This window comes from Streptomyces sp. WM6386 (assembly GCF_000972385.1).
In the GTDB taxonomy this organism is placed as follows: domain Bacteria; phylum Actinomycetota; class Actinomycetes; order Streptomycetales; family Streptomycetaceae; genus Streptomyces.
Window position 1 is genome coordinate 1 of record NZ_JXTE01000020.1, and the last position, 26864, is coordinate 26864.

Annotated in this window: 22 protein-coding genes and 1 pseudogene; 20 read left to right on the forward strand and 3 right to left on the reverse strand. The window is 70.0% G+C overall.

Going from position 1 to position 26864, the window contains the following annotated elements; genetic code table 11:
* Nucleotides 1-350: 350 nt before the first annotated feature.
* Both TN53_RS14770 and TN53_RS14775 read left to right on the forward strand, forming a co-directional pair.
* A complete protein-coding gene (locus TN53_RS14770) occupies nucleotides 351-1736 on the forward strand; it encodes a nitrate/nitrite transporter (protein WP_046258919.1) in 1386 nt (461 codons plus the stop codon).
* Nucleotides 1737-1859: 123 nt separating this feature from the next.
* The gene (locus TN53_RS14775) at nucleotides 1860-3014 is read left to right on the forward strand and encodes a uroporphyrinogen-III synthase (RefSeq protein WP_046258920.1); all 1155 of its coding nucleotides are present in this window, start codon (nucleotides 1860-1862) and stop codon (nucleotides 3012-3014) included.
* 197 nt (nucleotides 3015-3211) lie between these two features.
* Here TN53_RS14775 and TN53_RS14780 read toward each other — a convergent pair whose 3' ends face one another.
* Nucleotides 3212-3694 (reverse strand): DUF1772 domain-containing protein, encoded by a 483-nt coding sequence (locus TN53_RS14780; RefSeq protein ID WP_046258921.1) that lies wholly within the window; start codon nucleotides 3692-3694, stop codon nucleotides 3212-3214.
* A gap of 195 nt (nucleotides 3695-3889) precedes the next feature.
* Here TN53_RS14780 and TN53_RS14785 point away from each other — a divergent pair, with 195 nt between their 5' ends.
* The 6 genes from TN53_RS14785 to TN53_RS14810 all read left to right on the forward strand — a co-directional run bounded on the left by TN53_RS14785 (nucleotide 3890) and on the right by TN53_RS14810 (nucleotide 11057).
* Complete coding sequence (locus tag TN53_RS14785) at nucleotides 3890-4486, forward strand: CGNR zinc finger domain-containing protein (RefSeq protein WP_046258922.1); 597 nt, start codon at nucleotides 3890-3892, stop codon at nucleotides 4484-4486.
* Nucleotides 4487-4804: 318 nt separating this feature from the next.
* The gene (locus TN53_RS14790; RefSeq protein ID WP_010039908.1) at nucleotides 4805-5326 is read left to right on the forward strand and encodes a sigma-70 family RNA polymerase sigma factor; all 522 of its coding nucleotides are present in this window, start codon (nucleotides 4805-4807) and stop codon (nucleotides 5324-5326) included.
* Nucleotides 5326-6153: a zf-HC2 domain-containing protein gene (locus TN53_RS14795; protein ID WP_095046491.1), complete on the forward strand. Its 828-nt coding sequence runs from the start codon at nucleotides 5326-5328 to the stop codon at nucleotides 6151-6153. Before TN53_RS14790 ends, TN53_RS14795 begins: the two co-directional genes overlap by 1 nt.
* Nucleotides 6154-6222: 69 nt before the next feature.
* Complete coding sequence (locus TN53_RS14800; RefSeq protein ID WP_046258924.1) at nucleotides 6223-8673, forward strand: HelD family protein; 2451 nt, start codon at nucleotides 6223-6225, stop codon at nucleotides 8671-8673.
* Nucleotides 8674-9030: 357 nt separating this feature from the next.
* Nucleotides 9031-10443, forward strand: coding sequence for an NAD-dependent malic enzyme (locus TN53_RS14805; RefSeq protein WP_046258925.1), 1413 nt, complete (start codon nucleotides 9031-9033; stop codon nucleotides 10441-10443).
* A gap of 332 nt (nucleotides 10444-10775) precedes the next feature.
* Nucleotides 10776-11057 carry an HU family DNA-binding protein gene (locus TN53_RS14810; RefSeq protein WP_007382399.1) on the forward strand — a complete coding sequence of 94 codons (282 nt, stop codon included), beginning with the start codon at nucleotides 10776-10778 and terminating at the stop codon, nucleotides 11055-11057.
* Between the two features lie 98 nt (nucleotides 11058-11155).
* On the opposite strand, the gene murA is transcribed toward TN53_RS14810, so the two are convergent.
* Nucleotides 11156-12502, reverse strand: a complete 1347-nt coding sequence (murA, locus tag TN53_RS14815) for a UDP-N-acetylglucosamine 1-carboxyvinyltransferase (protein ID WP_046258926.1) — start codon at nucleotides 12500-12502, stop codon at nucleotides 11156-11158.
* A 253-nt stretch (nucleotides 12503-12755) separates the two neighbouring features.
* On the opposite strand from murA, the gene TN53_RS14820 reads away from it, so the two are divergent.
* The 12 genes and pseudogenes from TN53_RS14820 to TN53_RS14870 all read left to right on the forward strand — a co-directional run bounded on the left by TN53_RS14820 (nucleotide 12756) and on the right by TN53_RS14870 (nucleotide 25665).
* A complete protein-coding gene (locus TN53_RS14820; RefSeq protein WP_046258927.1) occupies nucleotides 12756-13328 on the forward strand; it encodes a YqgE/AlgH family protein in 573 nt (190 codons plus the stop codon).
* Between the two features lie 29 nt (nucleotides 13329-13357).
* A complete protein-coding gene (locus tag TN53_RS14825; protein ID WP_046259009.1) occupies nucleotides 13358-13657 on the forward strand; it encodes a DUF3039 domain-containing protein in 300 nt (99 codons plus the stop codon).
* A 195-nt stretch (nucleotides 13658-13852) separates the two neighbouring features.
* On the forward strand, nucleotides 13853-15154 hold the full coding sequence (locus TN53_RS14830; protein WP_046258928.1) for an extracellular solute-binding protein: 1302 nt from the start codon (nucleotides 13853-13855) through the stop codon (nucleotides 15152-15154).
* Nucleotides 15155-15192: 38 nt separating this feature from the next.
* Entirely contained in the window at nucleotides 15193-16152 is a 960-nt protein-coding gene (locus TN53_RS14835) for a carbohydrate ABC transporter permease (RefSeq protein ID WP_095046493.1), read from the forward strand.
* Nucleotides 16149-17006, forward strand: a complete 858-nt coding sequence (locus TN53_RS14840) for a carbohydrate ABC transporter permease (RefSeq protein ID WP_046258930.1) — start codon at nucleotides 16149-16151, stop codon at nucleotides 17004-17006. The genes TN53_RS14835 and TN53_RS14840 overlap by 4 nt, the downstream gene beginning before the upstream one ends.
* 1 nt (nucleotide 17007) lies before the next feature.
* Nucleotides 17008-18645, forward strand: coding sequence for a beta-N-acetylhexosaminidase (locus TN53_RS14845; protein WP_046258931.1), 1638 nt, complete (start codon nucleotides 17008-17010; stop codon nucleotides 18643-18645).
* A 242-nt stretch (nucleotides 18646-18887) separates the two neighbouring features.
* Complete coding sequence (locus TN53_RS14850) at nucleotides 18888-19781, forward strand: FAD binding domain-containing protein (protein ID WP_046258932.1); 894 nt, start codon at nucleotides 18888-18890, stop codon at nucleotides 19779-19781.
* Nucleotides 19778-21379: a 2Fe-2S iron-sulfur cluster-binding protein gene (locus tag TN53_RS14855; RefSeq protein ID WP_046258933.1), complete on the forward strand. Its 1602-nt coding sequence runs from the start codon at nucleotides 19778-19780 to the stop codon at nucleotides 21377-21379. The genes TN53_RS14850 and TN53_RS14855 overlap by 4 nt, the downstream gene beginning before the upstream one ends.
* Nucleotides 21376-23685 carry a xanthine dehydrogenase family protein molybdopterin-binding subunit gene (locus TN53_RS14860; RefSeq protein ID WP_046258934.1) on the forward strand — a complete coding sequence of 770 codons (2310 nt, stop codon included), beginning with the start codon at nucleotides 21376-21378 and terminating at the stop codon, nucleotides 23683-23685. The genes TN53_RS14855 and TN53_RS14860 overlap by 4 nt, the downstream gene beginning before the upstream one ends.
* A complete protein-coding gene (locus tag TN53_RS49140) occupies nucleotides 23682-23804 on the forward strand; it encodes a hypothetical protein (RefSeq protein ID WP_267886540.1) in 123 nt (40 codons plus the stop codon). The genes TN53_RS14860 and TN53_RS49140 overlap by 4 nt, the downstream gene beginning before the upstream one ends.
* Nucleotides 23804-24334, forward strand: a pseudogene (locus TN53_RS14865) (AAA family ATPase). The gene TN53_RS49140 and the pseudogene TN53_RS14865 overlap by 1 nt, the downstream one beginning before the upstream one ends.
* A 167-nt stretch (nucleotides 24335-24501) precedes the next feature.
* A complete protein-coding gene (locus TN53_RS14870) occupies nucleotides 24502-25665 on the forward strand; it encodes an SUKH-4 family immunity protein (RefSeq protein ID WP_046258935.1) in 1164 nt (387 codons plus the stop codon).
* 326 nt (nucleotides 25666-25991) lie between these two features.
* Here TN53_RS14870 and TN53_RS49305 read toward each other — a convergent pair whose 3' ends face one another.
* Nucleotides 25992-26759 (reverse strand): endonuclease domain-containing protein, encoded by a 768-nt coding sequence (locus TN53_RS49305; protein ID WP_095046494.1) that lies wholly within the window; start codon nucleotides 26757-26759, stop codon nucleotides 25992-25994.
* Between the last annotated feature and the right edge of the window lie 105 nt (nucleotides 26760-26864).

Below are 26864 nucleotides of genomic sequence, written 5' to 3' on the forward strand. Positions count from 1 at the left end.
GCCGTACCCCCAGCAACCCCCGGCCCCCGGCCCGTACGCCGCCCAGCCGCCGTACCCCCAGCAGCAGCAGCCGTACCCGCCGCAGCAGCCCTACCCCCAGCAGAACCCGAACTGGCAGTCCCCTCAGCACTGACCCCCGGGGCAAGGCTTCCGCGACCGGTGAACGGCCCGGTGGGAGCTGTTCGTAACGTAAGGCGACAGAACCTCTCATCCCGCGTTCGCGCGGGGTGAGAGCAAAGTTCCTTTCCGGTCACCGGGTGCCACAGCCAGGAAACGCGCCCTCCCTACCTTCGGGACATCACCGCTCAGCACGAATGCACCACCGAGCCCCGGAGCCCCGTGGAGGCGCAATGTCAGCCCCTAGCACCGTCCCCGCACCCCCGAGCAGGGGCAGTCGCTGGATCCAGCAGTGGGATCCTGAGGACGAGACCTTCTGGAACGAGGGCGGAGAGAAGATCGCCCGCCGCAACCTTCTCTTCTCCGTCCTCTCCGAGCACATCGGCTTCTCGATCTGGACCCTGTGGTCCGTGCTCGTCCTTTTCATGGGCCCGGAGTACGGGCTGACCCCGGCGGACAAGTTCCTGCTGACCTCGATGGTCACGCTGGTCGGCGCCGTCGTCCGGGTTCCCTACACCTTCGCCGTGGCCATCTTCGGCGGCCGGAACTGGACGATCGTCTCGGCCGGCCTCCTCCTCATCCCGACCGTCGCCGCGTTCACGGTGATGGAGCCCGGGACCTCGTTCAACACCTTCCTCCTGGTCGGCCTGCTGGCCGGTATCGGCGGCGGTAACTTCGCCTCCTCCATGACCAACATCAACGCCTTCTTCCCGCTGCGGAAGAAGGGGTGGGCCCTCGGGCTCAACGCCGGCGGCGGCAACATCGGGGTGCCGGTCATCCAGCTGATCGCGCTCGCCATCATCGGCGCCAGCGGCGGCCCGCGTGTGCTGCTGGGCATCTACATCCCGCTGATCGTGATCGCCGCGGTCCTCGCCGCCCTCTTCATGGACAACCTCGCCTCCGTGAAGAACGACACCGGTGCCGCCAAGGACGCCGCGAGGGACGCCCACACCTGGATCATGTCCTTCCTCTACATCGGCACGTTCGGCTCCTTCATCGGCTACGCCTTCGCCTTCGGCCAGGTCCTCCAGGTCCAGTTCGGCCGTACCCCGCTGGAGGCCGCGTACGTCACCTTCATCGGCCCGCTGCTCGGCTCCCTCATCCGCCCGCTGGGTGGCTGGCTCGCCGACAAGTACGGCGGCGCCCGGATCAGCCTCTACAACTACGTCGCCATGGGTGCGGCGACCGCGGTCCTGATCTTCGCCAGCATGGAGAAGTCGCTGCCGCTGTTCGTCACCGCGTTCGTGATCCTCTTCGTCCTGACCGGTCTGGGCAACGGGTCGACGTTCAAGATGATCCCCGGCATCTTCCAGGCCAAGGCCCTCGCCAAGGGGCTGCAGGGAGAAGAGGCCGCCGCCTACGGCCGTCGCCTCTCCGGTGCCTCCATGGGACTGATCGGAGCGGTGGGCGCGCTCGGCGGTGTCGGCATCAACCTGGCCTTCCGCCAGTCCTTCATCTCCAACGGCTCCGGCACCGGTGCCTTCATCGTCTTCCTCGCCTTCTACGCTGCCTGCTTCGTGGTCACCTGGGCCGTATACCTTCGCCGCCCCGCCTCGCGGATTCAGGCCTCCTCGGCCACCTCCGAGGCGAAGTCGCAGCTCAGCTACGCCGAGGTGTGACGTAACACTGGCGACATCAAGTCGAACCGAGCCTGTCACGCACCGTTGACAGGCTCGCTCGGCATGCAGGTGCCATCACACCCCGTGTAGGTGCAAACGACTCGAGTGCGGGACGAGAGTTATATGTACGACGAACAGCAGCGACCAGGACAACACGGCCCCCTGGCCGGTTTCACGGTAGGCGTGACAGCCGCGCGCCGGGCCGACGAGCTGGGCGCACTGCTGCAGCGACGGGGAGCCGCCGTCCTGCACGCACCTGCCCTGCGGATCGTGCAGCTCGCCGACGACAGCGAGCTGCTCGCCGCGACCAAGAAGGTCATCGACGAGGTACCGGATGTCGTGATCGCCACGACGGCCATCGGCTTCCGGGGCTGGGTCGAGGCCGCCGACGGGTGGGGTCTGGGTGAGGACCTGCTGGATCGGCTGCGCGGGATCGAGCTGCTCGCACGCGGACCGAAGGTCAAGGGCGCGGTGCGGGCCGCCGGGCTGACCGAGAACTGGTCGCCGGAGTCCGAGTCCATGGCCGAGGTGCTCGACCGGCTGCTGGAGGAGGGTGTCGAGGGCCGCCGTATCGCCATCCAGCTGCACGGTGAGCCGCTGCCCGGGTTCGTGGAGGCGCTGCGGGCCGGGGGAGCGGAGGTGCTCGGGATCCCTGTCTACCGGTGGATGCCGCCGGAGGACATCGGTCCGGTGGACCGGCTTCTCGACGCGACGGTCTCCCGTGGCCTGGACGCGCTGACCTTCACGAGCGCGCCCGCCGCGGCGTCCTTGCTGAACCGGGCGGAGGAGCGCGGCCTGCTGCCGGAGCTGCTTGCCGCCCTGAACCATGACGTCCTGCCGGCCTGCGTGGGCCCGGTCACCTCGCTGCCCCTTCAGGCCCGTGGCGTCGACACCGTCTCGCCCGACCGCTTCCGCCTCGGCCCCCTGGTCCAGCTCCTCTGCCAGGAGCTCCCGGCCAGGGCCCGTTCCCTCCCGATCGCCGGTCACCGCGTCGAGATCCGCGGCCACGCGGTCCTCGTCGACGGCGTCCTGCGCCCGGTGCCGCCGGCCGGTATGTCGTTGTTGCGTGCGCTGTCCCGCCGGCCGGGCTGGGTGGTGGCGCGGGCGGAGTTGCTGCGAGCGTTGCCGGGTGCCGGTCGCGACGAGCACGCCGTGGAGACGGCGATGGCTCGGTTGCGCACGGCTCTGGGGGCGCCGAAGCTCATCCAGACGGTTGTGAAACGCGGCTACCGCCTGGCCCTGGACCCGGCGGCAGACGCGAAGTACTCGGACACGTGACCCGCGGGCTTTCCTCGCCCCCGCCGCCCTTGCCCGTTCCCATCCCCAGGGGCATGCTGCCCCTTCGACCCCGCTCCCAGGGGGCGCTGCCCCCCGGACCCCCGCTCCTCAAACGCCGGAGGGGCTGAATTTGCCGAAGCGGGGGTCTGGGGGCGCAGCCCCCAGGGATGGGACGGGTAAGGGCGGCGGAGGCGAGATCAATTCCTCGTCAGCCGGCCGTACAGGACCAGGCCCCGGGCCAGGCACCCCAGTGCCACCGTCGACAGCACCGCCCGCACCACGTTCCAGGCCACCCACGCGTCCTCGAACTCCTCCCGCGCCGCAGCGGAGTCGGTCGCGCGGTCGAGGGCGTCGTTCAGCGGGATGTTGAAGACGACCGTCACCAGGAAACCGAGGGCGTAGGCGATCAGCCCCGCCCACACCCACCGGCGGTACCCCGCGCCCCGCGCCTGCCACGCCGCCACCCCCGTGAGCACCAGCGCCCCGAGGAAGCTCAGCATGAACACCGGATTCTGGATCACGTCGTTGATGTTCCGCATCACCTCGACGTAGACCTCGTCGTCGCTGCGCGCCAGCCCCGGCATCACCGCGCAGGCGAAGACGTAGAAGGCCCCGGCGATCAGGCCCATCGCGACCGTGGCCGCCCCCAGTACGGTTCCCGCGCTCTTCTTCGTCGTCATGCCCTCCAGTCAACGGCCGGCACATCCACCGGAACATGGTCCAAAGGCGCATCCCCATACGCACACGTCCACGCCTCACCGGTACGAGGGGTTCCGACGGCGCGAGCGGGAAGGCACTGTGAGAGGGAGCTTTTTCTCCCAGCCCCTTCTCACCGGCCCCTCACGCGCAGGGCACCTCTAGGCGGTGACAGGCACATGGCACTGGGTACGGCCACGGCCCCGTACGAGCTGCGGTTCGATGCGGGGCGGATCTGTCTCGATCTCCTCGCGACCACCCACCCCGTCGAACGGCTCGACTCGACCGAGGCACTGTTGGCCTGGGTCACCGGAGCCGGGCTCGTACCACCGGACACCCGCTTGGCGCACGCCGATGCGTCCTGGCTCGTCGGGTTTCGCGAACTTCGTGGGCAGACAAGCCAATTGGTACGCGCAAGACTCGTCCCCGAGCCCCGGCCGTCGTACGACCTCGCGCTCGCCCGCGTCAACGACCTGGCCCGCACCGCACCCCCGGCACCGCGTGCCGTGCAGGGCGAGGACGGCACGCTCGTCAGGGAGTTGGCGAGCCCTCCCGAACTCGCCGCGCTGCTCGGCGCGATCGCCCGGGACGCCGTCGAACTGCTCACCGACCCCGTCGCACGGGCGTGTCTGCGGCAGTGCGCCGGCGACAACTGCCCGATCGTTTATCTCGATACGTCCCGGGGGCGCAGGAGGCGCTGGTGCTCCAGTGAGGTCTGCGGGAACCGGGAAAGGGTGGCCCGGCACCGGCGTCGGGCCGCGCTCGCACGTGCCTGAGGGGGCGTTATGTCCCTTCTGTGGAACGGGCGTCGAAGTGATTTCGATTACATGCCGTTTACTCGCGGCGTCGTACGGGCAATCACGGCGTTCGAGCCAGTGTGGCGGAAATGTAAAGATCGAGGGGTGGGTATGTGCACCCATGTCCCCCTAGTCTCGGCATCCAGAAGAAAACTGTCATGTCACTTTGAACACTCAACGGCCCGCGTCCGTACCCCGTGTTGAGCGACCGGCTGGGGGAACCCCCGGACATCGGAGGTGGGCGTGCGCAAGGATTCCGTCGTGGCCAATGAACGTGGATCGAGGGCCCGACATCGCATGTCCCAGCCCTCGGAACCTGATGAGGAGCTCATGCGTGCTCTGTACAGAGAGCACGCAGGACCCCTGCTCGCCTATGTGCTGCGGCTGGTCGCCGGAGACCGCCAAAGAGCAGAGGACGTCGTGCAGGAGACGCTGATCCGTGCCTGGAAGAACGCCGGTCAGCTCAATCGAGCGACCGGATCTGTACGCCCCTGGCTGGTGACGGTTGCCCGGCGCATCGTCATCGACGGCCACCGAAGCCGGCAGGCCCGGCCGCAGGAGGTCGATCCGTCGCCGCTGGAGGTCATCCCCGCGGAGGACGAGATCGACAAGGCGCTGTGGTTGATGACGCTGTCGGACGCGCTCGACGACCTGACTCCCGCACACCGGGAGGTGCTCGTCGAGACGTACTTCAAGGGGCGTACCGTCAATGAGGCGGCCGAGACGCTCGGGATACCCAGCGGCACCGTGCGCTCAAGGGTCTTCTATGCCCTGCGGTCGATGAAGCTGGCACTGGAGGAGCGGGGGGTGACGGCGTGATGAGTGTTTACGGGGGAAACCAGGGATTCGGTAGTGGTGGTTCGGGTATGTCTGGCTCCATGCAGGGTTCTCCGGTGCCGAACGAGCACGAGACCGTCGGCGCCTACGCCCTCGGGATCCTCGACGACGCCGAGGCAACCGCTTTCGAGATGCACCTCGCGACCTGCGAGTGGTGCGCCCAGCAGCTCGACGAGCTCGCCGGGATGGAACCGATGCTGGCCGCGCTCGCGGACCTGCCCGGCTCCGGCACCCCCGCGATCGGCGAGTCCCTGTCCGCCAAGCCCAGTCCGCGGCTGGTGAACAAGCTCGTCGACGAGGTCGCCGAACGCCGCGCCCAGAAGCGCCGGCGCGCCTTCTACATGGTGGCCGCGGCGGCCGCCCTGATCATCGGCGGTCCCCTGGTAGCCGTAGGGGCGACCGGCGACGACTCCGGCGGAAACGTCTCCGCGCAGCCGAAGAGCAGCAGCCCCGCCAAGGACGCCTTCGAGCACATGGCCGACAAGCTCACGGCGACCGACCCCAGCACGGACGTCAGTGCGACCGTCGCCGTGGAGGAGAAGGCCTGGGGCACCCACGCCGTCCTCCAGCTGAAGAACGTCAAGGGCCCGGAGAAGTGCTCCCTCATCGCCGTCGGCAAGAACGGCGAGCGTGAGACGGTCACCTCCTGGTCCGTCCCGACCTGGGGTTATGGCATCGCCAACGCGAAGACCGAGCAGGCCAAGGAGCCGCTCTACGTCCACGGCGGCGCCGCCTTCGACCTGAACGACATCGATCACTTCGAGGTCATGACCTTCGGCGGGAAGCGACTCGTCGAAGTCGACGCGTAGCCGACGTAGCTGCATCGGGTCCCCTTCGCGTACGGTTGACGGCTGCCCAGCACGTCAGAAGGGGGCCCGGTGGCCGCTCAGGCTCAACCAACCGCGGTCGACTCGGTTCACGACTCGGTTCGGGATCGAGAGATCAGCGTCGAACAGGAACACCTTGACCGGGTGTACCGGCGTCTCGAGGAGAAGATCCACGAGGCGGAGTTCCTGATGAACGACGCGGCCAAGCGTGGCCAGGTCGGCACCCCCGGCGCACTCGCCGAGCGGGACGCGCAGGTTTTCCGGGCGGGGGTGCACCTCAACCGGCTCAACAACGAGTTCGAGGACTTCCTCTTCGGCCGGGTCGACCTGCTCCTCGGCAAGGACGGCAAGAAGGGGCCCGACGGCGCCTACACCGCCGTGGAACCCGCCGAAGGCGCCGTGCGGGACGACAACACCGCCGACATCGCCGAGACCCTGCACATCGGCCGGATCGGGGTCCTGGACTCCGAGTACGCGCCGCTCGTCATCGACTGGAGGGCCCCGGCCGCGGCGCCCTTCTACCGCTCCACCCCGGTCGACCCCGGCCGGGTGGTGCGCCGACGGGTCATCCGCTCCAAGGGCCGCCGCGTCCTCGGCGTCGAGGACGACCTCATGCGCCCCGAGCTCAAGGCCTTCCTCGACGGCCACGAGCTGGCCGTCATCGGCGACGGCGCCCTGATGGCCGCCCTCGGCCAGGCCCGCAGCCACACCATGCGGGACATCGTCGCCTCCATCCAGGCCGAGCAGGACCTGGTCATCCGGGCGCCCGCGGCCTCGGTGACCTACGTCGAGGGGGGCCCGGGGACGGGCAAGACGGCCGTGGCCCTGCACCGCGCCGCCTACCTGCTCTACCAGGACCGGCGCCGCTACTCCGGCGGCATCCTCATCGTCTCCCCGACCCCGCTCCTGGTGGCGTACACCGAGGGCGTGCTCCCCTCGCTGGGCGAGGAGGGGCAGGTCGCCATCCGGGCGATCGGCTCGCTCGTCGACGGCGTGGAGGCCACGCTGTACGACTCTCCGTCCACGGCCCGCGCCAAGGGCTCGTACCGGATGCTCAAGGTGCTGCGGAAGGCGGCACGAGGGGCGCTGGAGGCGAACTCGGGCAACAGCGCGTCCGGGGGCGGCCCCGGTGGCGCGGGCGGCTCCGGGAGGCGGCGCCGTCGCGGCGAGGCGGCCGGTCAGCTCGCCTTCGGCGCCGGCGACGCGGACCAGCTCGCCTTCGGTGACGACGACACCCCCGCCCAGGTCCCCGCGGGCCCGGCCTCCCGTCTGCGCGTGGTGGCCTTCGGGCGCCGCCTGGAGCTGGAGGCGCCCGAGCTGGAACGTATCCGCCACTCCGCGCTCAGCGGCACCGCCCCCGTGAACCTGCTGCGCCCCCGGGCCCGCAGGCTCCTCCTGGACGCCCTGTGGGCCCGCTCCGGCGCCGCCGGCCGGCACAGCGACCCGGAGCTCGCCGCCGAGCTGCGTTCCTCCTTCGACGAGGACGTCAGCACCGAGGACAGCTTCATCGGCTTCCTTGACGCCTGGTGGCCCGAGCTCACCCCGAAGGCCGTCCTCACCGCCATGGCCGACGAGCGCCGCCTGGGCCGCTGGGCCCGCCGGATCCTCAACCCCGGCGAGGTCCGCAAGGTCGCCCGTTCGCTGCGGCGGGAGGGGTACTCCGTGCACGACATCGCCATGCTCGACGAACTCCAGGCGATCCTCGGCACCCCGGCCCGCCCCAGGAAGAGGCGCGACCTGGATCCGCTCGACCAGCTGACCGGCCTGGAGGAGCTGATGCCGGTCCGCGAGGAGACCCAGCGCGAACGCGCCGAGCGGCTCGCCGAGGAGCGCACCGAGTACGCCCACGTCATCGTCGACGAGGCCCAGGACCTCACGCCGATGCAGTGGCGCATGGTCGGCCGCCGCGGCCGGCACGCCACCTGGACGGTCGTCGGCGACCCGGCCCAGTCCTCCTGGTCCGACCCCGACGAGGCCGCCGAGGCGAGGGACGAGGCCCTGGGCTCACGTCCGCGCCGGCGCTTCCAGCTCACCGTGAACTACCGCAACCCCTCGGAGATCGCCGAGCTCGCCTCCAGGGTGCTGGCCCTCGCGATGCCCGGCTCCGAGTCCCCGAGGGCCGTACGGTCCACCGGCGTCGAACCCCGCTTCGCCGTCGTAGGGGACTCCCTCGCGAGCACCGTCCGCGAGGAGGCCGCCCGCCTCCTCGACCGCGTCGACGGCACGATCGGCGTGGTCGTCGCCATGCAGCGCCGCGAGGAGGCCGCCCGCTGGCTCGCCGGGCTCGGCGACCGGGTGGTGGCCCTGGGCAGCCTGGAGGCCAAGGGTCTGGAGTACGACGCGACGGTCGTCGTCTCCCCGGCCGAGATCGCCGACGAGTCCCCGGCCGGCCTGCGGGTGCTGTACGTGGCCCTCACCCGGGCGACCCAGCAGCTGACGGTCGTGTCGGGGGAGCGCGACCAGCCCGACGCGACCGGGGTGCCCGACCTTCTCAGAGATTGATCGACAGGAACTGTCGAGACGGGAATGGCCTTACGGGATCCGTTTGTTAGCCTGGGTGTGACACCGGCCCGATCCAAGCCCCCGGGCCCAACCTTCGTCCCTCAGAGGGACCACTTGCCGCGAGGCGAGCATGGCGGGTCGGTGTCACTGAACGCGGAAGAGGCTCACGTCACCCTGGTGGCGTGAGCCTCTTTTCTTTGCCTGGGCATCTCTCGTATGGTGGAAACCGTTTTCCGAATCTCGCGGCACCCTGTGAACAAAACGTCCGCAATCCAAGCCGGCTACCGCGTACTCAGGGGTAGGTGCGACGATCGGACGGCATACAGCGTCACAAGGTGAAAGCAGAGGAAGTCGGCCATGGCAACGGCGCCCAGCGTCTCCTACTCGATCACGGTCCGTCTGGAGGTGCCCGCGAGCGGAACCGCGGTCTCCCAGATCACCACGGCCGTGGAGTCCCACGGAGGCTCGGTGACCGGCCTCGACGTGACCGCTTCCGGCCACGAGAAGCTCCGCATCGACGTCACCATCGCGGCGACCTCCACGGCCCACGCCGAGGAGATCGTCGAGCAGCTGCGCGGCATCGAGGACGTCACGCTCGGCAAGGTCTCCGACCGTACGTTCCTGATGCACCTCGGCGGCAAGATCGAGATGCAGTCCAAGCATCCCATCCGCAACCGTGACGACCTGTCCATGATCTACACCCCGGGCGTCGCCCGCGTGTGCATGGCGATCGCCGAGAACCCCGAGGACGCGCGCCGCCTCACCATCAAGCGCAACACCGTCGCGGTCGTCACGGACGGCTCGGCGGTCCTGGGGCTCGGCAACATCGGCCCGATGGCCGCCATGCCGGTCATGGAGGGCAAGGCGGCCCTGTTCAAGCGCTTCGCCGACATCGACGCCTGGCCGCTGTGCCTGGACACCCAGGACACCGACGAGATCGTCGCGATCGTCAAGGCGATCGCCCCGGGCTTCGCCGGCATCAACCTCGAGGACATCTCCGCGCCCCGCTGCTTCGAGATCGAGGCCCGGCTGCGCGAGGCCCTCGACATCCCCGTCTTCCACGACGACCAGCACGGCACCGCGATCGTCGTGCTCGCCGCGCTGAAGAACGCCCTGCGGGTCACCGGCAAGGCGATCGAGAACATTCGCGTCGTCATGTCCGGTGCGGGCGCGGCCGGTACGGCCATCCTCAAGCTGCTGATCGCCGCGGGCGTCAAGAACGCCGTCGTCGCCGACATCCACGGTGTCGTGCACGCGGGCCGCGAGGACCTGGTGTCCGCCGCCGCGGACTCGCCGCTGCGCTGGATCGCCGACAACACCAACCCCGAGGGCCTGACGGGCACGCTGAAGGAGGCCGTGCGCGGCGCGGACGTCTTCATCGGCGTCTCCGCCCCGAACGTCCTGGACGGCGACGACGTGGCCGCCATGGCGGAGGGCGCCATCGTGTTCGCGCTCGCGAACCCCGACCCCGAGGTGGACCCGGCGATCGCCCGCCAGACGGCGGCGGTCGTGGCCACCGGCCGCTCCGACTTCCCGAACCAGATCAACAACGTGCTGGTCTTCCCGGGCGTCTTCCGCGGTCTGCTGGACGCGCAGTCCCGCACGGTGAACACGGACATGATGCTGGCCGCCGCGACCGCCCTGTCGGACGTGGTGACCGAGGACGAGCTGAACCCGAACTACATCATCCCCAGCGTCTTCAACGACAAGGTCGCGGGCGCGGTCGCCGGAGCGGTGCGCGAGGCGGCGAAGGCGGCGGCGTCCTCGTAGGAGGATGTGCGCGGGCTGTGAGGATCACCACGGCAAGGCCTTGCATCGGCGCGTCGTGGAACCCGGGGCTCCTGGCCGCCGTTTATCGTGTCGGCCAGGCTCGGGGCCTCTCTTCGTGTGACACCCAAGGGTGTTCTCACGATTCCTACGGGTGCCGGATTGGCTTTCGCGCCGCAGGTGGGGGCAGGATGCGTCTCTGGGCGCGAGGGTCTGACGACGGACCCGGGTCCGGGGCCTTACCGAGAACCCTGGCAGCATCGGCATCGCTGTGCCGAATGTGCGGCTACGCCGCGTGGCACGCCCCAACGGCAAAAGAACACGGGAGTAACAACATGAACCGCAGTGAGCTGGTGGCCGCCCTGGCCGACCGCGCCGAGGTGACCCGCAAGGACGCCGACGCCGTGCTGGCCGCGTTCGCCGAGACCGTCGGCGAGATCGTCGCCAAGGGCGACGAGAAGGTCACCATCCCCGGCTTCCTGACCTTCGAGCGCACCCACCGTGCCGCTCGCACCGCGCGCAACCCGCAGACCGGCGACCCGATCCAGATCCCCGCCGGTTACAGCGTCAAGGTCTCCGCGGGCAGCAAGCTCAAGGAAGCCGCCAAGGGCAAGTAAGGCCTGACGGTACGTCCGGTACGACGTACGAGGCAGTAACGCCAATGGGGCGGCCCCCTTTTCCAGGGGCCGCCCCATCGTCGTACTCAGGGACCGGGCTATCCGAGCGCCTTGCCCGGCAGTTCGACCTTCGCGCCGAGTTCCACGAGCTTCTCCATGAAGTTCTCGTAGCCGCGGTTGATGAGGTCGATGCCGTGGACCCGCGAGGTCCCCTGGGCCGCGAGGGCGGCGATCAGGTAGGAGAAGCCGCCGCGGAGGTCGGGGATGACCAGGTCGGCGCCCTGGAGCTTCGTCGGGCCCGACACGACGGCCGAGTGGAGGAAGTTGCGCTGGCCGAAGCGGCAGTCGCTGCCGCCCAGGCACTCGCGGTACAGCTGGATGTGAGCACCCATCTGGTTGAGCGCGGAGGTGAATCCGAGGCGGGACTCGTAGACAGTCTCGTGGATGATCGACAGGCCCGTGGCCTGGGTGAGCGCCACGACCAGCGGCTGCTGCCAGTCCGTCTGGAAGCCCGGGTGCACGTCGGTTTCGAGCGCGATGGACTTCAACTGGCCGCCGGGGTGCCAGAAGCGGATGCCCTCGTCGTCGATCTCGAAGGCGCCGCCCACCTTCCGGTAGGTGTTCAGGAACGTCATCATCGAGCGCTGCTGGGCGCCGCGGACGTAGATGTTGCCTTCGGTCGCCAGCGCCGCGGAAGCCCACGAGGCGGCCTCCAGGCGGTCCGGGAGGGCGGCGTGGTTGTAGCCGCCGAGCTGGTCCACACCGGTCACACGGATCGTGCGGTCGGTGTCCATCGCGATGATGGCGCCCATCTTCTGCAGGACGCAGATGAGGTCCTCGATCTCCGGCTCCACCGCGGCGTTGGAGAGCTCGGTGACACCTTCGGCGAGGACCGCGGTGAGCAGCACCTGCTCGGTCGCGCCCACGGACGGGTACGGCAGCCGGATCTTCGTACCGCGCAGCCGCCGCGGCGCCTCCAGGAACTGCCCGTCCGCCCGCTTCTCGATCGTCGCGCCGAACTGCCGCAGCACCTCGAAGTGGAAGTCGATGGGCCGGCCGCCGATGTCGCAGCCGCCGAGACCGGGGATGAAGGCGTGCCCGAGGCGGTGCAGCAGCGGGCCGCACAGCAGGATCGGGATACGGCTGGAACCCGCGTGGGCATCGATGTCAGCGACATTGGCGCTCTCGACGTGCGTGGGGTCCATCACCAGCTCGCCCGGCTCCTCACCCGGACGGACCGTCACCCCGTGCAGTTGCAGCAGACCGCGTACGACTCGCACGTCACGGATGTCCGGAACGTTGCGCAGTCGACTCGGCCCGCTGCCCAGCAGGGCAGCGACCATGGCCTTCGGTACGAGGTTCTTCGCACCGCGAACACGGATCTCGCCCTCCAGCGGGGTGCCGCCGTGGACAAGCAGTACATCGTCAGAGCCGTTGACGGTCATGTATCTCGCGTTCCGGTTGGTGGGGCAGGTGGCCAGAAGGGAAAGGGTAATCGCCGCCCACCCCCCTTCCGTAAGCCCAAATGCCGCCCAGCCACGTCATAGCTGTGTCACAACACGAACCGTTGGCCATCGGGCACATGGGGTCACGGGGCCAGTTGTGCGCGTGGGGCGCGTGGTTGCGCTCTGAGCTGCATTCACGGCCGTACCGGCATTGCCTCCCCGCTCGCGGGGAAGATGCGGGATCATGTCTGGCATGACCGAGGTGTCCTCGCTCACAGGGCGGTTGCTCGTGGCAACGCCCGCCCTGGCGGACCCGAACTTCGACCGTGCGGTGGTGCTCCTTCTCGACCACGACGAGGAGGGCTCCCTCGGTGTCGTCCTCAACCGGCCCACCCCGGTGGACGTGGGCGACATCCTGGAGGGCTGGGCGGACCTCACCGGTGAGCCCGGCGTCGTTTTCCAGGGCGGCCCGGTCTCTCTCGACTCCGCGCTCGGCGTGGCCGTCATCCCGGGCGGCGCGTCCGGCGAGCGCGCCCCGCTGGGCTGGCGCCGGGTGCATGGCGCGATCGGTCTGGTCGACCTGGAGGCACCACCGGAACTTCTCGCCTCCGCCCTGGGGTCGCTGAGGATCTTCGCCGGATACGCCGGCTGGGGGCCCGGCCAGCTGGAGGACGAGCTGGTCGAGGGTGCCTGGTACGTCGTCGAGTCCGAACCCGGCGACGTCTCCTCCCCGTCCCCGGAAAGACTCTGGCGCGAGGTCCTGCGCCGCCAGCGCAACGAGCTCGCGATGGTGGCCACGTATCCGGACGACCCTTCGCTCAACTGATGCGTGTGAGCTTCAGTACGCTTGCCTTTATGAGCACTCTTGAGCCTGAGACCCAGCCGCAGCGCGGGACTGGTACGGGGACCCTCGTAGAGCCGACGCCGCAGGTGTCCCACGGTGACGGTGACCACGAGCGCTTCGCCCACTATGTCCAGAAGGACAAGATCATGGCGAGCGCCCTCGACGGGACCCCCGTCGTGGCGCTGTGCGGCAAGGTCTGGGTGCCGGGCCGCGACCCGAAGAAGTACCCCGTGTGTCCCATGTGCAAGGAGATCTACGAGTCCATGGGTGCCGGCGGGGACGGCGACGGCAAGGGCGGCGGCGACAAGTAGGCCCGCTGTCGGGCCCGCTGCCTGACTGAGCTTCGCGAGGCCCCCGGGGTGCGTTTCGGCGCGCTCCGGGGGCCTTCGCATGTCACGAAGTGGTTGAGACCTCTTGTGGGCATGTTCATGTAGTCCCTAGCCTCCGTTGTGCAGAGCGAAACTGTCATTGCATATGTTGCAACGCATGCTCGGAGGCCCCACTCCATGAAGCGCTCCCCCCGATCTCCCCGCCTGGCCGTCCTGCTCACGGCCCTCGTCGTCACCGCCTGCGCCCCGCAGACCTCCACCAACTCCTCCTCCGACAAGGACGAGAAGACCGGCACCCTGCGCGTCTGGCTCTTCCAGGAGGTCGGCAACAAGCCCAAGGAGAAGGTCGTCGACTCGGTCGTGACCGCCTTCCAGAAGGCCCACAAGGACACGAAGGTCGACGTCGAGTACATCCCGATCGAGACCCGCGCCCAGCGCGTCAAGGCCGCCTTCAACGACCCGAAGTCCGCGCCCGACGTCATGGAGTACGGCAACACCGACACCGCCGGCTACGTGAAGGACGGCGGACTCCTCGACGTCACGAAGGAGTTCGGCGCCTGGAGCGAGGCGAAGGACACCGACCCGACGGCGAAGCAGTCGGTCACTGTGGACGCCAAGGTGTACGGGGCGCCGTTCTACGTCGGCGTGCGCGCCCTGTACTACCGCACGGACGTGTTCCAGGAGCTCGGCCTCGATGTGCCGGAGTCGATGACCGAGCTGGCTTCCACGGCCCGCAGGATCCGTGCCGCCGAGCCCGAGTTGTACGGCCTGGTCGTCGGCGGCGCCTACACCTACGGCGCGATGCCGTTCGTGTGGGCCAACGGCGGCGAACTCGCCACCGGCACGGCGGGCTCGTACACCTCCGCGATCGACAGCGCGGCGGCCCGGAAGGGCATCAAGGCGTACACATCCCTCTTCTCGGACGACAACTGTCCCGCCGCCAAGTGCGCGGGCTTCGGCGGCAACGACACGATCACCGCGTTCGCGGCCGGCAAGGCGGGCATGGCGATCGGCGGCGACTTCAGCCACACGGCGGTCGAGGCGGGGAAGGTCAAGGGCAAGTACGCGGTCGTCCCGCTGCCGGGGGTCGCGTCCGGCTCGATCGCTCCCGCCTTCGCGGGCGGCAACAACATCGGCGTACTGAAGAGCACGTCGCATCGGACGCTGGCCGTCGAGCTGATGGAGCGGCTGTCGTCGAAGAAGACGCAGGCCTCGATGTTCGACGCGATGGGCTTTCTGCCGACGTTCACCGATGTGCGGCAGCAGGTGGCGGCGGAGGAGCCGTATGTGAAGCCGTTCGCGCGGACGCTGGCTGCGGGGACGAAGTTCGTGCCGGCGTCGCCGGGGTGGTCGCAGATCGACTCCTCGCTCGTCCTGCCGACGATGTTGCAGGAGGTCATCAGCGGCAAGGAGGACGTGGCTGCGGCTTCGGCGGACGCGGCGAAGAAGATGGATGAGGCGTTTGGCTCCGCGGGGTGAGCGCGCCTACTGGGGTGGGGGCTTCGGAGCGTTCGCGGGTGCGGGCCGTCAGTGGCTTGTCGCGCCCACGCGGCGGTAGCCGCAAATTCAACACAGCCCCGCGCCCCTTGGGGCGTCGACCTGAGCGGCGTCAGAAGGCACCGTGGCTCTACCTTGCCCCCGCTCTCGTCGTTCTCGGTGGGCTGCTCGTCTATCCCATCTACCAGCTCGGGCTGATCTCCCTCTTCAAGTACACCCAAGCCCAGGTGAGCGGTGGTGAACCCACCACCTTCGAAGGGTTCGGGAACTACGCGGAGGTCTTCTCGGACGATCAGTTCTGGCAAGTACTGCTCGCCACCGTCGTCTTCGCGGCGGCCTGTGTCGTGTCCACCCTCGCCGTCGGCTGTGCCCTCGCCGTACTGCTCACCCGCGTGCGGGCCGTGCCGCGGCTGGCGTTGATGCTGGCCGCGCTGGGGGCCTGGGCGACCCCGGCGGTCACGGGGTCGACGGTGTGGCTGTTCCTGTTCGACGCGGACTTCGGGCCGGTGAACCGGATCCTCGGCCTCGGCGACCACTCCTGGACGTACGGACGGTTCAGCGCCTTCTTCCTCGTACTGTTCGAAGTGGTGTGGTGCTCCTTCCCGTTCGTGATGGTCACGGTCTATGCCGGTATCCGCGCCGTCCCGGGCGAGGTGCTGGAGGCCGCGGCCCTCGACGGTGCCTCGCACTGGCGGATCTGGCGGTCCGTGCTGGCGCCGATGCTGCGGCCGATCCTGGTGGTCGTCACCATCCAGTCGGTCATCTGGGACTTCAAGGTCTTCACGCAGATCTATGTCATGACGAACGGCGGCGGCATCGCGGGCCAGAACCTCGTCCTGAACGTCTACGCCTACCAGCAGGCGTTCGCTTCCTCGCAGTACGGCCTCGGCTCGGCGATCGGGATCGTGATGCTGCTGATCCTGCTCGCCGTGACGCTGGGGTATCTGCGACTGCTCCGGAGGCAGGGGGAGGAACTGTGAATCTTGTACGAGCCCAGGCGCGGCCTTTTGTGCGGCGTCCGTGGCGGTTGGCCGCCGAGGTGTCCGCGCTGCTGATCGCGGTGGTCGTCGCCTTCCCCCTCTACTGGATGGCGCTGAGCGCCTTCAAACCGGCCGGGGAGATCGAGTCGACCGAGCCGCGGCCCTGGACGCTTTCGCCCTCCCTGGATTCCTTCCGGCGCGTGTTCGGCCAGCAGGATTTCGGTCGGTATTTCGTCAACAGCCTTGTCGTGGCTTGCACGGTGGTGATCGCCTCCGCGCTGATCGCGTTTCTCGCGGCGACCGCGGTGACACGTTTCCGTTTCCGCTTCCGGACCACGCTGCTGATCATGTTTCTGGTGGCGCAGATGGTGCCGGTGGAGGCCCTGACGATCCCCTTGTTCTTCCAGATGCGGGACTTCGGTCTGCTGAACTCCCTGGGTTCGCTGATCCTGCCGCACATCGCCTTCTCGCTGCCCTTCGCGATCTGGATGCTGCGGGGGTTCGTGAAAGCGGTGCCGGAGGCGCTGGAGGAGGCCGCGTACATCGACGGGGCGAGCCGGGCGCGATTCCTGTGGCAGATCCTTTTCCCGCTCGTGTTCCCCGGGTTGGTGGCCACGAGCGTGTTCTCCTTCATCTCGGCCTGGAACGACTTCCTGTTCGCCAAGTCGTTCATCATCAGCGACACGTCCCAGTCGACGTTGCCGATGGCCCTGCTGGTCTTCTACAAGCCGGACGAGCCGGACTGGGGTGGCGTGATGGCGGCGTCGACGGTGATGACGGTTCCGGTGCTGGTGTTCTTCGTACTCGTACAGCGACGGCTGGTCTCGGGGCTGGGCGGAGCGGTTAAGGACTGACATGACTTCTCCGACGGACCTGATTCCCGAGCCCGCCTATGTGCGGCGCCACGGGACCGACTTCTGGGAACTGGGCCCGAACACCGGGTTGGCGGTGGAGGAGGGGGCGGAGCCGGCCGCACGGTGGCTGCGCTCCACGCTGGGCGCCGCCACCGGACTGCCGTTGGCTCCCGCGAGCGCGGGCGGCGACGACGTCATCCGCCTCTCCGTCCAACCGAGGCCGACCCAGGGTCTCGCCGCGGAGAGCTACCAACTCGCCGTCACGCCCCGAGGGGCCCATGTGGTCGGCGGCGGCCCCGCCGGTCTCTTCTGGGGCGCCCAGACGCTGCGGCAACTGCTCGGCCCGGACGCCTTCCGGCGCGCACCGCTGCCCGGACGGCAATGGAGACTGCCCCTGGTCCACGTCCAGGACTCGCCCCGCTTCCGCTGGCGCGGCCTCATGCTCGACGTCTCCCGGCACTTCATGCCCAAGGACGGTGTCCTGCGCTACCTCGACCTGATGGCCGCCCACAAACTCAACGTCTTCCACTTCCACTTGACGGACGACCAGGGCTGGCGGATCGAGATCGAGAGGTACCCCCGGCTGACCGAGGTCGGCTCATGGCGGGCGCGTACCAAATTCGGCCATCGGGCCTCGCCGTTGTGGGAGGAGAAGCCGCACGGTGGTTACTACACGCAGGACGACATCCGGGAGATCGTGGCCTACGCCGCCGAGCGGCATATCACCGTCGTCCCCGAAATCGACGTACCCGGGCACTCGCAGGCCGCCATCGCCGCGTACCCGGAACTCGGCAACACCGATGTCATCGACACCACCGACCTCTCCGTGTGGGACACCTGGGGCATCTCCCCGAACGTACTCGCCCCCACTGACAACACCCTGCGCTTCTACGAGGGCGTCTTCGAGGAACTCCTGGAACTGTTCCCGAGTGAGTTCGTTCACGTCGGCGGCGACGAATGCCTCAAGGACCAGTGGCGGGCCTCACCCACCGCACAGGCCCGGATCAAGGAACTCGGGGTCGGCGACGAGGACGGGCTGCAGTCGTGGTTCATCGGTCACTTCGACAAGTGGCTCACCGCGCGCGGCCGTCGGCTCATCGGCTGGGACGAGATCCTGGAGGGCGGTCTCGCCCGGGGCGCGGCCGTGTCCTCGTGGCGCGGGTACGAGGGCGGCATCACGGCCGCGCGCGCGGGCCACGATGTCGTCATGTGTCCTGAACAGCAGGTGTACTTGGACCACCGTCAGCACGAGGGCGCGGACGAGCCGGTGCCCATCGGTTACGTCCGCACGCTGGAGGACGTGTATCGCTTCGAACCCGTTCCACCCGCGCTGACCTCGGCGGAGGCGGCACATGTCCTCGGCACGCAGGCCAACCTGTGGACCGAGGTGATGGAGGGCCAGGCGCGCGTGGACTACCAGGCGTTCCCCAGGCTTTCGGCCTTCGCCGAGGTCGCCTGGAGCGATCTGCCCGCCCCGGCCGAGCGCGACTTCGACGGCTTCGAGCGGCGAATGGTCCAGCACTACGAGCGACTTGACGCCCTGGGCGTCTCCTACCGGCCGCCCGCCGGACCGCTGCCCTGGCAGCGGCGCCCGGGAGTGCTCGGCCGCCCGATCGAGGGGCCGCCCCCGAACAGGTAGGTCTCCCGAACAGGTTACGGATAAATTCCGCAAGCATCACCGAAGAGTGTCAATCCGTACGCACCGGTGATGCCGTACGAAAACGGACCATCTCCCCGACGACGTGGGCGAATGCCTCCTAGCGGACCCCTGTCTTCGGCCCCAGCGAAGATGTGCCAGAGTTGCCACGTCCGCCCTGTCAGCACGTACCGTACGGCAGCAACAGGTGGGACCAGGTGGGGCAGCGGGAAGGGGCAGCCGGTTTGACCACGCACGCACCGCAGGCGGCGCAGGCCGTCACGCTGCCCACGACGCTGGACGAGGCAGTGACGGCCCTCACCGCCATGCCCGCAGCCGTGCCCGTCGCGGGCGGCACCGACCTCATGGCCGCCGTCAACTCCGGCCAGCTCAGGCCCGCCGCCCTGGTGGGCCTCGGCCGCATCAGCGAGATCCGCGGCTGGCAGTACCAGGACGGACACGCCCTGCTCGGCGCCGGACTCACCCATGCGCGGATGGGCCGACCCGACTTCGCCGCCCTCATCCCCGCGCTCGCCGCCTCGGCACGCGCGGCGGGCCCGCCGCAGATCCGCAACGCGGGCACCCTGGGCGGCAACATCGCCACGGCGTCCCCGACCGGTGACGCGCTCCCGGTCCTCGCCGCCCTCGAAGCGACGCTGATCATCGCGGGCCCGGGCGGAGCCCGCCGGGAGATCCCGGTGTCGCATCTGCTGGCCGGCATGGAGATGCTGCGCGCCGGCGAACTCATCGGCTTCGTGCGCGTGCCGCTGCTGCACGCGCCGCAGGTCTTCCTCAAGGCCACCGGCCGCACCGGCCCCGGACGCGCGATGGCCTCCGTCGCGCTCGTCCTCGACCCCGCCCGGCGCGGAGTGCGGTGCGCCGTCGGAGCCATAGCGCCGATGCCGCTGCGGCCCCTGGACGCCGAGCTGTGGGTCGGCCGGCTGATCGACTGGGACAACAACCGCGCGCTCGTCCCGGAGGCGCTGCAGGCCTTCGGCGAGTACGTCGCCGCGGCCTGCATCCCCGACCCGGCCCCGGAGGGGGACGGCTCCGTGCCACAGCTTCCGCCCGGCGTACTGCATCTGCGGCGCACCGTCGCCGCGCTGGCCCGACGAGCACTGGGGAGGGCACTGTCGTGACCGACGACCGGCACGGAGAGGCCACGCCCCAGGGCGGCGGCCGCTGGGACCCGCTGCCCCAGGGCGACTACGACGACGGCGCGACCGCCTTCGTGAAGCTCCCCGAGGGCGGCATCGAGGCCCTGCTGGCCTCCGACACTCCGCTCGCCGCGCCCGGTCACGGCTATGTGCCGCCGCAGATAACGGTGGCCCCCGACGGCGCCGCCGGCACCGACCCGGCGGCCACCGGCGCCTGGGCCGTACCCGCCGACGGCACCCAGTGGCCCGACCCGAACGCCGTGCCGCAGGGCGGCGTGGACGACCGGTTCACGTACAACCCGGGCGCGACCGGGCAGTGGAACTTCCAGGAGCACACGGAGGCCACACAGGTCGGGGAGATCGCTCCCGCGCCGGGTCACGATGTGACCGGGCAGTGGTCGATCCCCGTCGCCGGTGGCGACCTTCCGGACGAATCGGGCGAGTTCACCACCTCGTCCCTGGTCGAGCAGTGGGGCGGCACACCGCCGGCCACACTGCCCGGCGGCGCGTCCGCGCCGTGGGCGACGCCGACGGGGCAGCCGTGGGACTCCGAGCCGCCGGGCGACGAGCACGCGCACGTGCCGCCCGCCGCGCACACCGGCGGCCACGCGGTCGCCGACGCTCCGGACCACGCCGTGCCGGACGCCCACGCACGCGTGGAGACGTCCGCCGCACACGCCCCCGCCAAGCCCTCCGTGGACGCCCCCGCCCCCGACGCCTCACAGCCCGCTCAAGGCCCCGGTGAGGCCGCGGCGGCAGCCGATGTGCCCCAAGGCGACCGAGGGGCCGTGGAGACCGCTGAAGCGGCCGCCGAGCCGCACGCGGGGCACACCCCGGCCGACGGCGACGACGAAGCCGGGACGCGGACCGCGGAAGAGCACGCCGCCGGCCCCGAGGCCGACCCCGAGCCCGCCGACGAGGCCGCCACCCCGGACGAGCACGCCCCCGCGCCCTCCGGCGAGGAACACCCCCTCGCCTCCTACGTCCTGCGCGTCAACGGCGTAGAACGCCCCGTCGCCGACGCCTGGATCGGTGAGTCGCTGCTCTACGTGCTGCGCGAGCGCCTCGGCCTCGCGGGCGCCAAGGACGGCTGCTCGCAGGGCGAGTGCGGGGCGTGCAACGTCCAGGTCGACGGACGCCTCGTCGCCTCCTGCCTGGTGCCCGGCGTCACCGCCGCCGGCAGCGAGGTCCGTACCGTCGAGGGCCTCGCCGAGGACGGTCGGCCCTCCGACGTGCAGCGCGCACTCGCCAAGTGCGGCGCGGTGCAGTGCGGGTTCTGCGTGCCCGGCATGGCGATGACCGTGCACGATCTCCTGGAGGGCAACCCGGCGCCGTCCGAGCTGGAGACCCGCCAGGCGCTGTGCGGCAACCTGTGCCGCTGCTCCGGCTACCGGGGCGTCGTGGACGCCGTCCAGGCGGTCGTCGCGGAACGCGAGGCGCACGCCGCGGCGCAATCTGAGTCGAACACGGACGAGGCACGTATCCCGCATCAGGCGGGCCCCGGAGCCGGCGGCGTCAACCCGTCGGCCTTCGAGCCGCGCCATGACCAGGCGTACGGACAGGACGGAGGCCAGGCGTGAGCAACGAAGCCGCCACCGCGGCCACCCCCGCGGAGGCAGCCCCCGCCCCCGAGCCGGTCCCGCACGGCATCGGCGTCTCCCTGCCGGCCGCCGACGCCCGTGCCAAGACCGAGGGCACCTTCCCGTACGCGGCCGACCTGTGGGCCGAGGGCCTGCTGTGGGCGGCCGTGCTGCGCTCACCGCACGCACACGCGCGCATCGTGTCCATCGACACGTCCCACGCGCGCGAGATGCCCGGTGTACGCGCCGTCGTCACGCACGAGGACGTGCCCGGCAGTCCGGTCCACGGCCGTGGCAAGGCCGATCGCCCGGTCTTCGCCTCCGAGGTCGTACGCCACCACGGCGAGCCCATCGCTGCCGTCGCCGCCGACCACCCCGACACCGCGCGGATGGCCGCCGCGGCCGTCATCGTCGAGTACGAAGTGCTCGACCCGGTGACCGACCCGGAGCAGGCCTTCGAGGCCGAGCCCCTGCACGCCGACGGCAACCTGATCCGGCACATCCCACTGCACCACGGCGACCCGTCCGTGAGCGGCGAGATCGTCGTCGAGGGCCAGTACCGCATCGGCCGCCAGGACCCGGCCCCCATCGGCGCCGAGGCCGGCCTCGCCGTGCCGCGTCCCGACGGCGGCGTCGAGCTGTACCTGGCCTCCACCGACCCGCACACCGACCGGGACACCGCCGCCGCCTGCTACGGCCTGGAACCCGAGCGCGTCAAGATCGTCGTCACCGGTGTCCCCGGCGCCACCGCCGACCGCGAGGACCAGGGCGTCCAGCTCCCGCTCGGCCTGCTGGCGCTCAAGACCGGCTGCCCGGTCAAACTCACCGCCACGCGCGAGGAGTCCTTCCTCGGCCACGCGCACCGCCACCCCACGCTCCTCAGATACCGCCACCACGCGGACGCCGAGGGCAGGCTGGTCAAGGTCGAGGCACAGATCCTGCTGGACGCGGGCGCCTACGCCGACACCTCCGCCGAGGCCCTCGCCGCCGCCGTGGGCTTCGCCTGCGGCCCGTACGTCGTCCCGAACGCCTTCATCGAGGGCTGGGCCGTACGCACCAACAACCCGCCCTCCGGCCATGTCCGCGGCGAGGGCGCCATGCAGGTCTGCGCCGCCTACGAGGCGCAGATGGACAAGCTGGCCAAGAAGCTCGGCGTCGACCCGGCGGAACTGCGCCTGCGCAACGCGCTCGCCACCGGCGACGTGCTCCCGACCGGCCAGACGGTGACCTGCCCCGCACCCGTCGCCGAACTCCTGCAGGCCGTACGGGACTTCCCGCTGCCCGCGCTGCCCAAGGACACCCCCGAGGACGAGTGGCTGCTGCCCGGCGGCCCCGAGGGCGCGGGCGAGCCGGGCGCGATCCGCCGCGGCGTGGGCTACGGCCTCGGCATGGTGCACATGCTCGGCGCGGAGGGCGCCGACGAGGTCTCCACCGCCACCGTGAAGGTCCACGACGGTGTGGCCACGGTCCTGTGCGCGGCCGTCGAGTCCGGCCAGGGCTTCACGACGCTGGCCCGCCAGATCGTCCAGGAGACCCTCGGTATCGACGAGGTGCACGTCGCGCCCGTGGACACCGACCAGCCCCCTGCGGGCCCGGGCTGCCGAGGCCGCCACACCTGGGTCTCGGGCGGCGCGGTGGAACGGGCCGCGAAGATGGTCCGTACGCAACTGCTCCAGCCGCTGGCGCACAAGTTCGGGATGTCCACCGAACTGCTCCAGATCACCGACGGCAAGATCACCTCGTACGACGGCGTCCTGTCGACCACCGTCACCGAGGCGATGGACGGCAAGGAGCTGTGGGCGACGGCACAGTGCCGCCCCCACCCCACGGAACCCCTGAACGAGTCCGGCCAGGGTGACGCCTTCGTGGGCATGGCCTTCTGCGCGATCCGCGCGGTGGTGGACGTCGACATCGAGCTCGGCTCCGTCCGGGTCGTCGAACTCGCCGTCGCCCAGGACGTGGGACGGATCCTGAACCCGGCCCAGCTCGCCGCGCGCATCGAGGCGGGCGTCACCCAGGGCGTGGGCATAGCGCTGACGGAGAACCTGCGCACCGCGCGCGGCCTGATCCGCCACCCCGACCTCACGGGCTACGCGCTGCCGACGGCCCTGGACGCGCCGGACATCCGGATCGTGAAGCTGGTCGAGGAGCGGGACGTGGTCGCCCCCTTCGGCGCGAAGGCGGTCAGCGCGGTCCCGGTAGTGACATCGCCGGCGGCCATCGCCTCCGCCGTACGGGCCGCCACCGGGCGCCCGGTGAACCGGCTGCCGATCCGGCCGCAGGCCGCGGTGGTGACGGGACAGTGAGTCAGCAGGATCCACAGCGCTACGAACCTCCGCCCAGCGTGGGGAAGCTGCTGGTGTGGATCCTGGTGTTCGCGCTGGCGGCGATCGTGGTCGTGCTGGGCGGCGTGTATCTGACGTGATGCCCGGGGTGGTCCTCGTGACCGGCGTGATGGCGTCCGGCAAGTCGACTGTCGCGCAGGTACTTGCCGAACGGCTGCCGCGTGCCGCGCACGTCCGCGGGGACCTCTTGCGGCGGACGATCGTCTCCGGACGCCAGGACTACGACGGCGGCGCCGGCGGCGAAGGCGAGTCCCAGCTCCGGTTGCGGTACCGGCTGTCGGCGGAGACGGCGGACGCGTACGCCGAAGCCGGGTTCACGGCGGTGGTGCAGGACGTGGTGCTGGGGGAGGAACTGGCCGCGTACGTACGCCTGGTCCGCACCCGCCCGCTGTACGTCGTCGTCCTGGCGCCGAGCCCCGAGGCTGTGGCCGCCCGGGAGGCGGGGCGGGGCAAGACGGGGTACGGGGCGCACTGATCGGTCACGGAGCTGGACCGGGTGCTGCGGGCCGAGACCCCGCGGATCGGTCTGCGGCTGGACACCTCGGAGCTGTCGGCGGGAGAGATGGCGGAGGCGATTCTGGCGGGGAGGCAACGCGCGAGGGTCGTCTGACGTCTTCTGAGCCAAGGGGCGTTGTCAGTGGTGCCGCGTAGTGTTCCTGTCAGTGGGGAACGGCGGCGAGACCTGCACTGCTCGGCCCGTCCTGCCCTGCTCGGGGAACTGCCTGCGAACTGCCCCGGGACTGCCTGGGACTGCGAACTTGCACGCACGGGGGAACGATGAGCACGACCGCCACCGCGGTGATCACACTGACCGACGACGACCTGGAACGCCTCGTCACGCATGCCTCGACGCGCCGCTTGCTGGCGGGGACCGGACTGCCTTCCGAGATCGGCCTGTTGAGCTTCACGGAGCTGGAGCGTGAGGGCCTGCGGACGGTGACCGACGCGACCGGCGACCCCGAGGGGCGGCTGGCCGAAGAGCTGCGGGACCAGCTGGTCATAGGCGGGCTGCTCGACATCGAGGGCCAGGAGACGGAACCGGTCCTGCTCGACGGCGCCACGGGCGAGGTGTCCACGACCGACTTCTGGTACGACACCCCGGAACTCATGGAGCGCCGCCCGCTGGCCCCCTCGCTGGAGAAGCTGGTGCGTTTCGCGACGGCGGCGGAGGAACTGGCCGAGCTGCGCGGACAGTTCGCCTCCTACGCCGGCCGCTTCGGACCGCAGGTGGCGGCGGAGGCCTCGCGTCAGCTGCTCGCGGTCTTCGAGGAGGACGCGGACGGTGAGGTGCCGCCGTACTGGCGGATGGCGGCGCTGATCCGCCCGCTGTCCCTCGTCGCGGGCCCGGGCACGCCGTCCGGGTCGGTCCTGGACCTTCCCGCCCGTCTCCTGGACCAGGAGTTCGGGCAGGGCGGGGTCTGGCGCTTCGAGGACGTCGACTTCCCCGCCACGCTCACCCACGAACCGACCCGCCGTTTCCTGCGCGACACCGGCCTGCCGGAGGACACCATCCTCTTCCAGCTGGACACGGACGTCCCGCTGCCGACCCTCACCGAGCACCACGCCGACGCCCCCGGAGCGGAACTCCCCGACGGGGCCGACCACTTGATCCGCCTCGGCTATCTCGTCGAGGACAACAGCCTGGTCCTCGACGGCAGAACGGGCGCGGTCCTGCACTGGAGCGAGCCCGAGGCCAGGCTCTACCCGCTCAACACCGACGTCTCCACGCTCGCGTTCACCCTCTGGCTGCTGCACCGCGAGCGCGCGATCGACGAGGACCTGGAATACGGGCTGTCCGAGGTGCCGTATGCCCAGCTGGCGGCCACCATGGTCCAGGTCCTGTCGGCCGTGGACCCGACCGGCACCACCACGGACGCCGACTGGCACTACTGGACGGAGTCGTTCCAGGACGAGGCGAGCGGGGTGCTCAGCGCCGACTGAAGCACCGGGAAGACGGGGACCGTCCAGAAGGGCGACACCCCTTCCGGAGTGCCGCCCTTGGGTTCTGCCTGGTCAGGCAGGTGGAGGCCGTGGCGGGAATCGAACCCGCGTAACTCGCTTTGCAGGTTTGTCCGGGCTGGCCAGGCCATGATCTGGGTTCGTTCGGCGGTGTTCAGACCCGTACGGATGTTGGGCCCGAAGGGGCTCGGCATACTGCTTTGAACGGCCGTGTACGGCCACGAACGAGACGGAAACTGAGACGGAGCTAGGCCTTGACCTGGACGATGTCTGACCGGGATAGCCGGCCCGGTGGGCACTGAAACGGGCTACGCGCTGCACCGCCTCCTAGTGTCGATGTGCTTGGGACACCAGCGGTAGTAGCTCTCATCAAGGTTGCGGCTGTGCGTCGTCCGTCCATGCCGGGGGCGCCATCCGAGCCAGTAGCGGGTGTTGCAGCGATTGCACAGCGGAGCGCGTACAAAGCCGTGCGTGTGGCAGTGGTCCCACACGCTCGCGCGCACAGTGGCGCAGCTTGCACACATGAAGTCCGCAGCAGTTGGCCAGTTCCGTCGGCCCTCGCGGTCGACGCGGTAGCGCTCACCTGCCAGTTGGCCGTCATACACCGTGGCGTTTGCGTCGCTGCCCCTCGCGCCATAGACAACCGCGGTGCGGGTCCACTCGCCCCGGTCGGCAACCACGGCATTCCCGGCCCGCTTGAACCAGCTGGCGGCATCCTGGCCATGGTGTGCCCCGAGGCACGAGCAGTGGCATTCAACCCCTGTCGCCTCCAAGCACGCCCTCGTGCACTTTGACAGTCTCGACATGTCTCGATAGAGCACGATGAACCCGTAACGGTCCACCGCAGCCGTGATCAGCCGTACGAGACTGCTACGCGGCAAGTTCCAGCGGTCGCCGTTGAACTCGGGGGAACGGATACCGACCGTCTCGTGTAGCCAACGACGGTTGCCCTTCCGGGGCGGAATCTTGGCGATGACCTGCCCGTCTACCGGTAGCCAAACCATCGCAACAGGCCCTACGCCGGGCTTGGTAACTACGCGTCCATCGATCATGCGAACCGGTAAGTCGTCCGTCATACTCCCACGGTGGCAGGAAGATCAGCATTCGGGAACACCGCCTCTAGAACTGTCCGTGCTGGTCAGGGTGCGATCGGGACGCGTTCGTCGAGATTCATGCCCGTG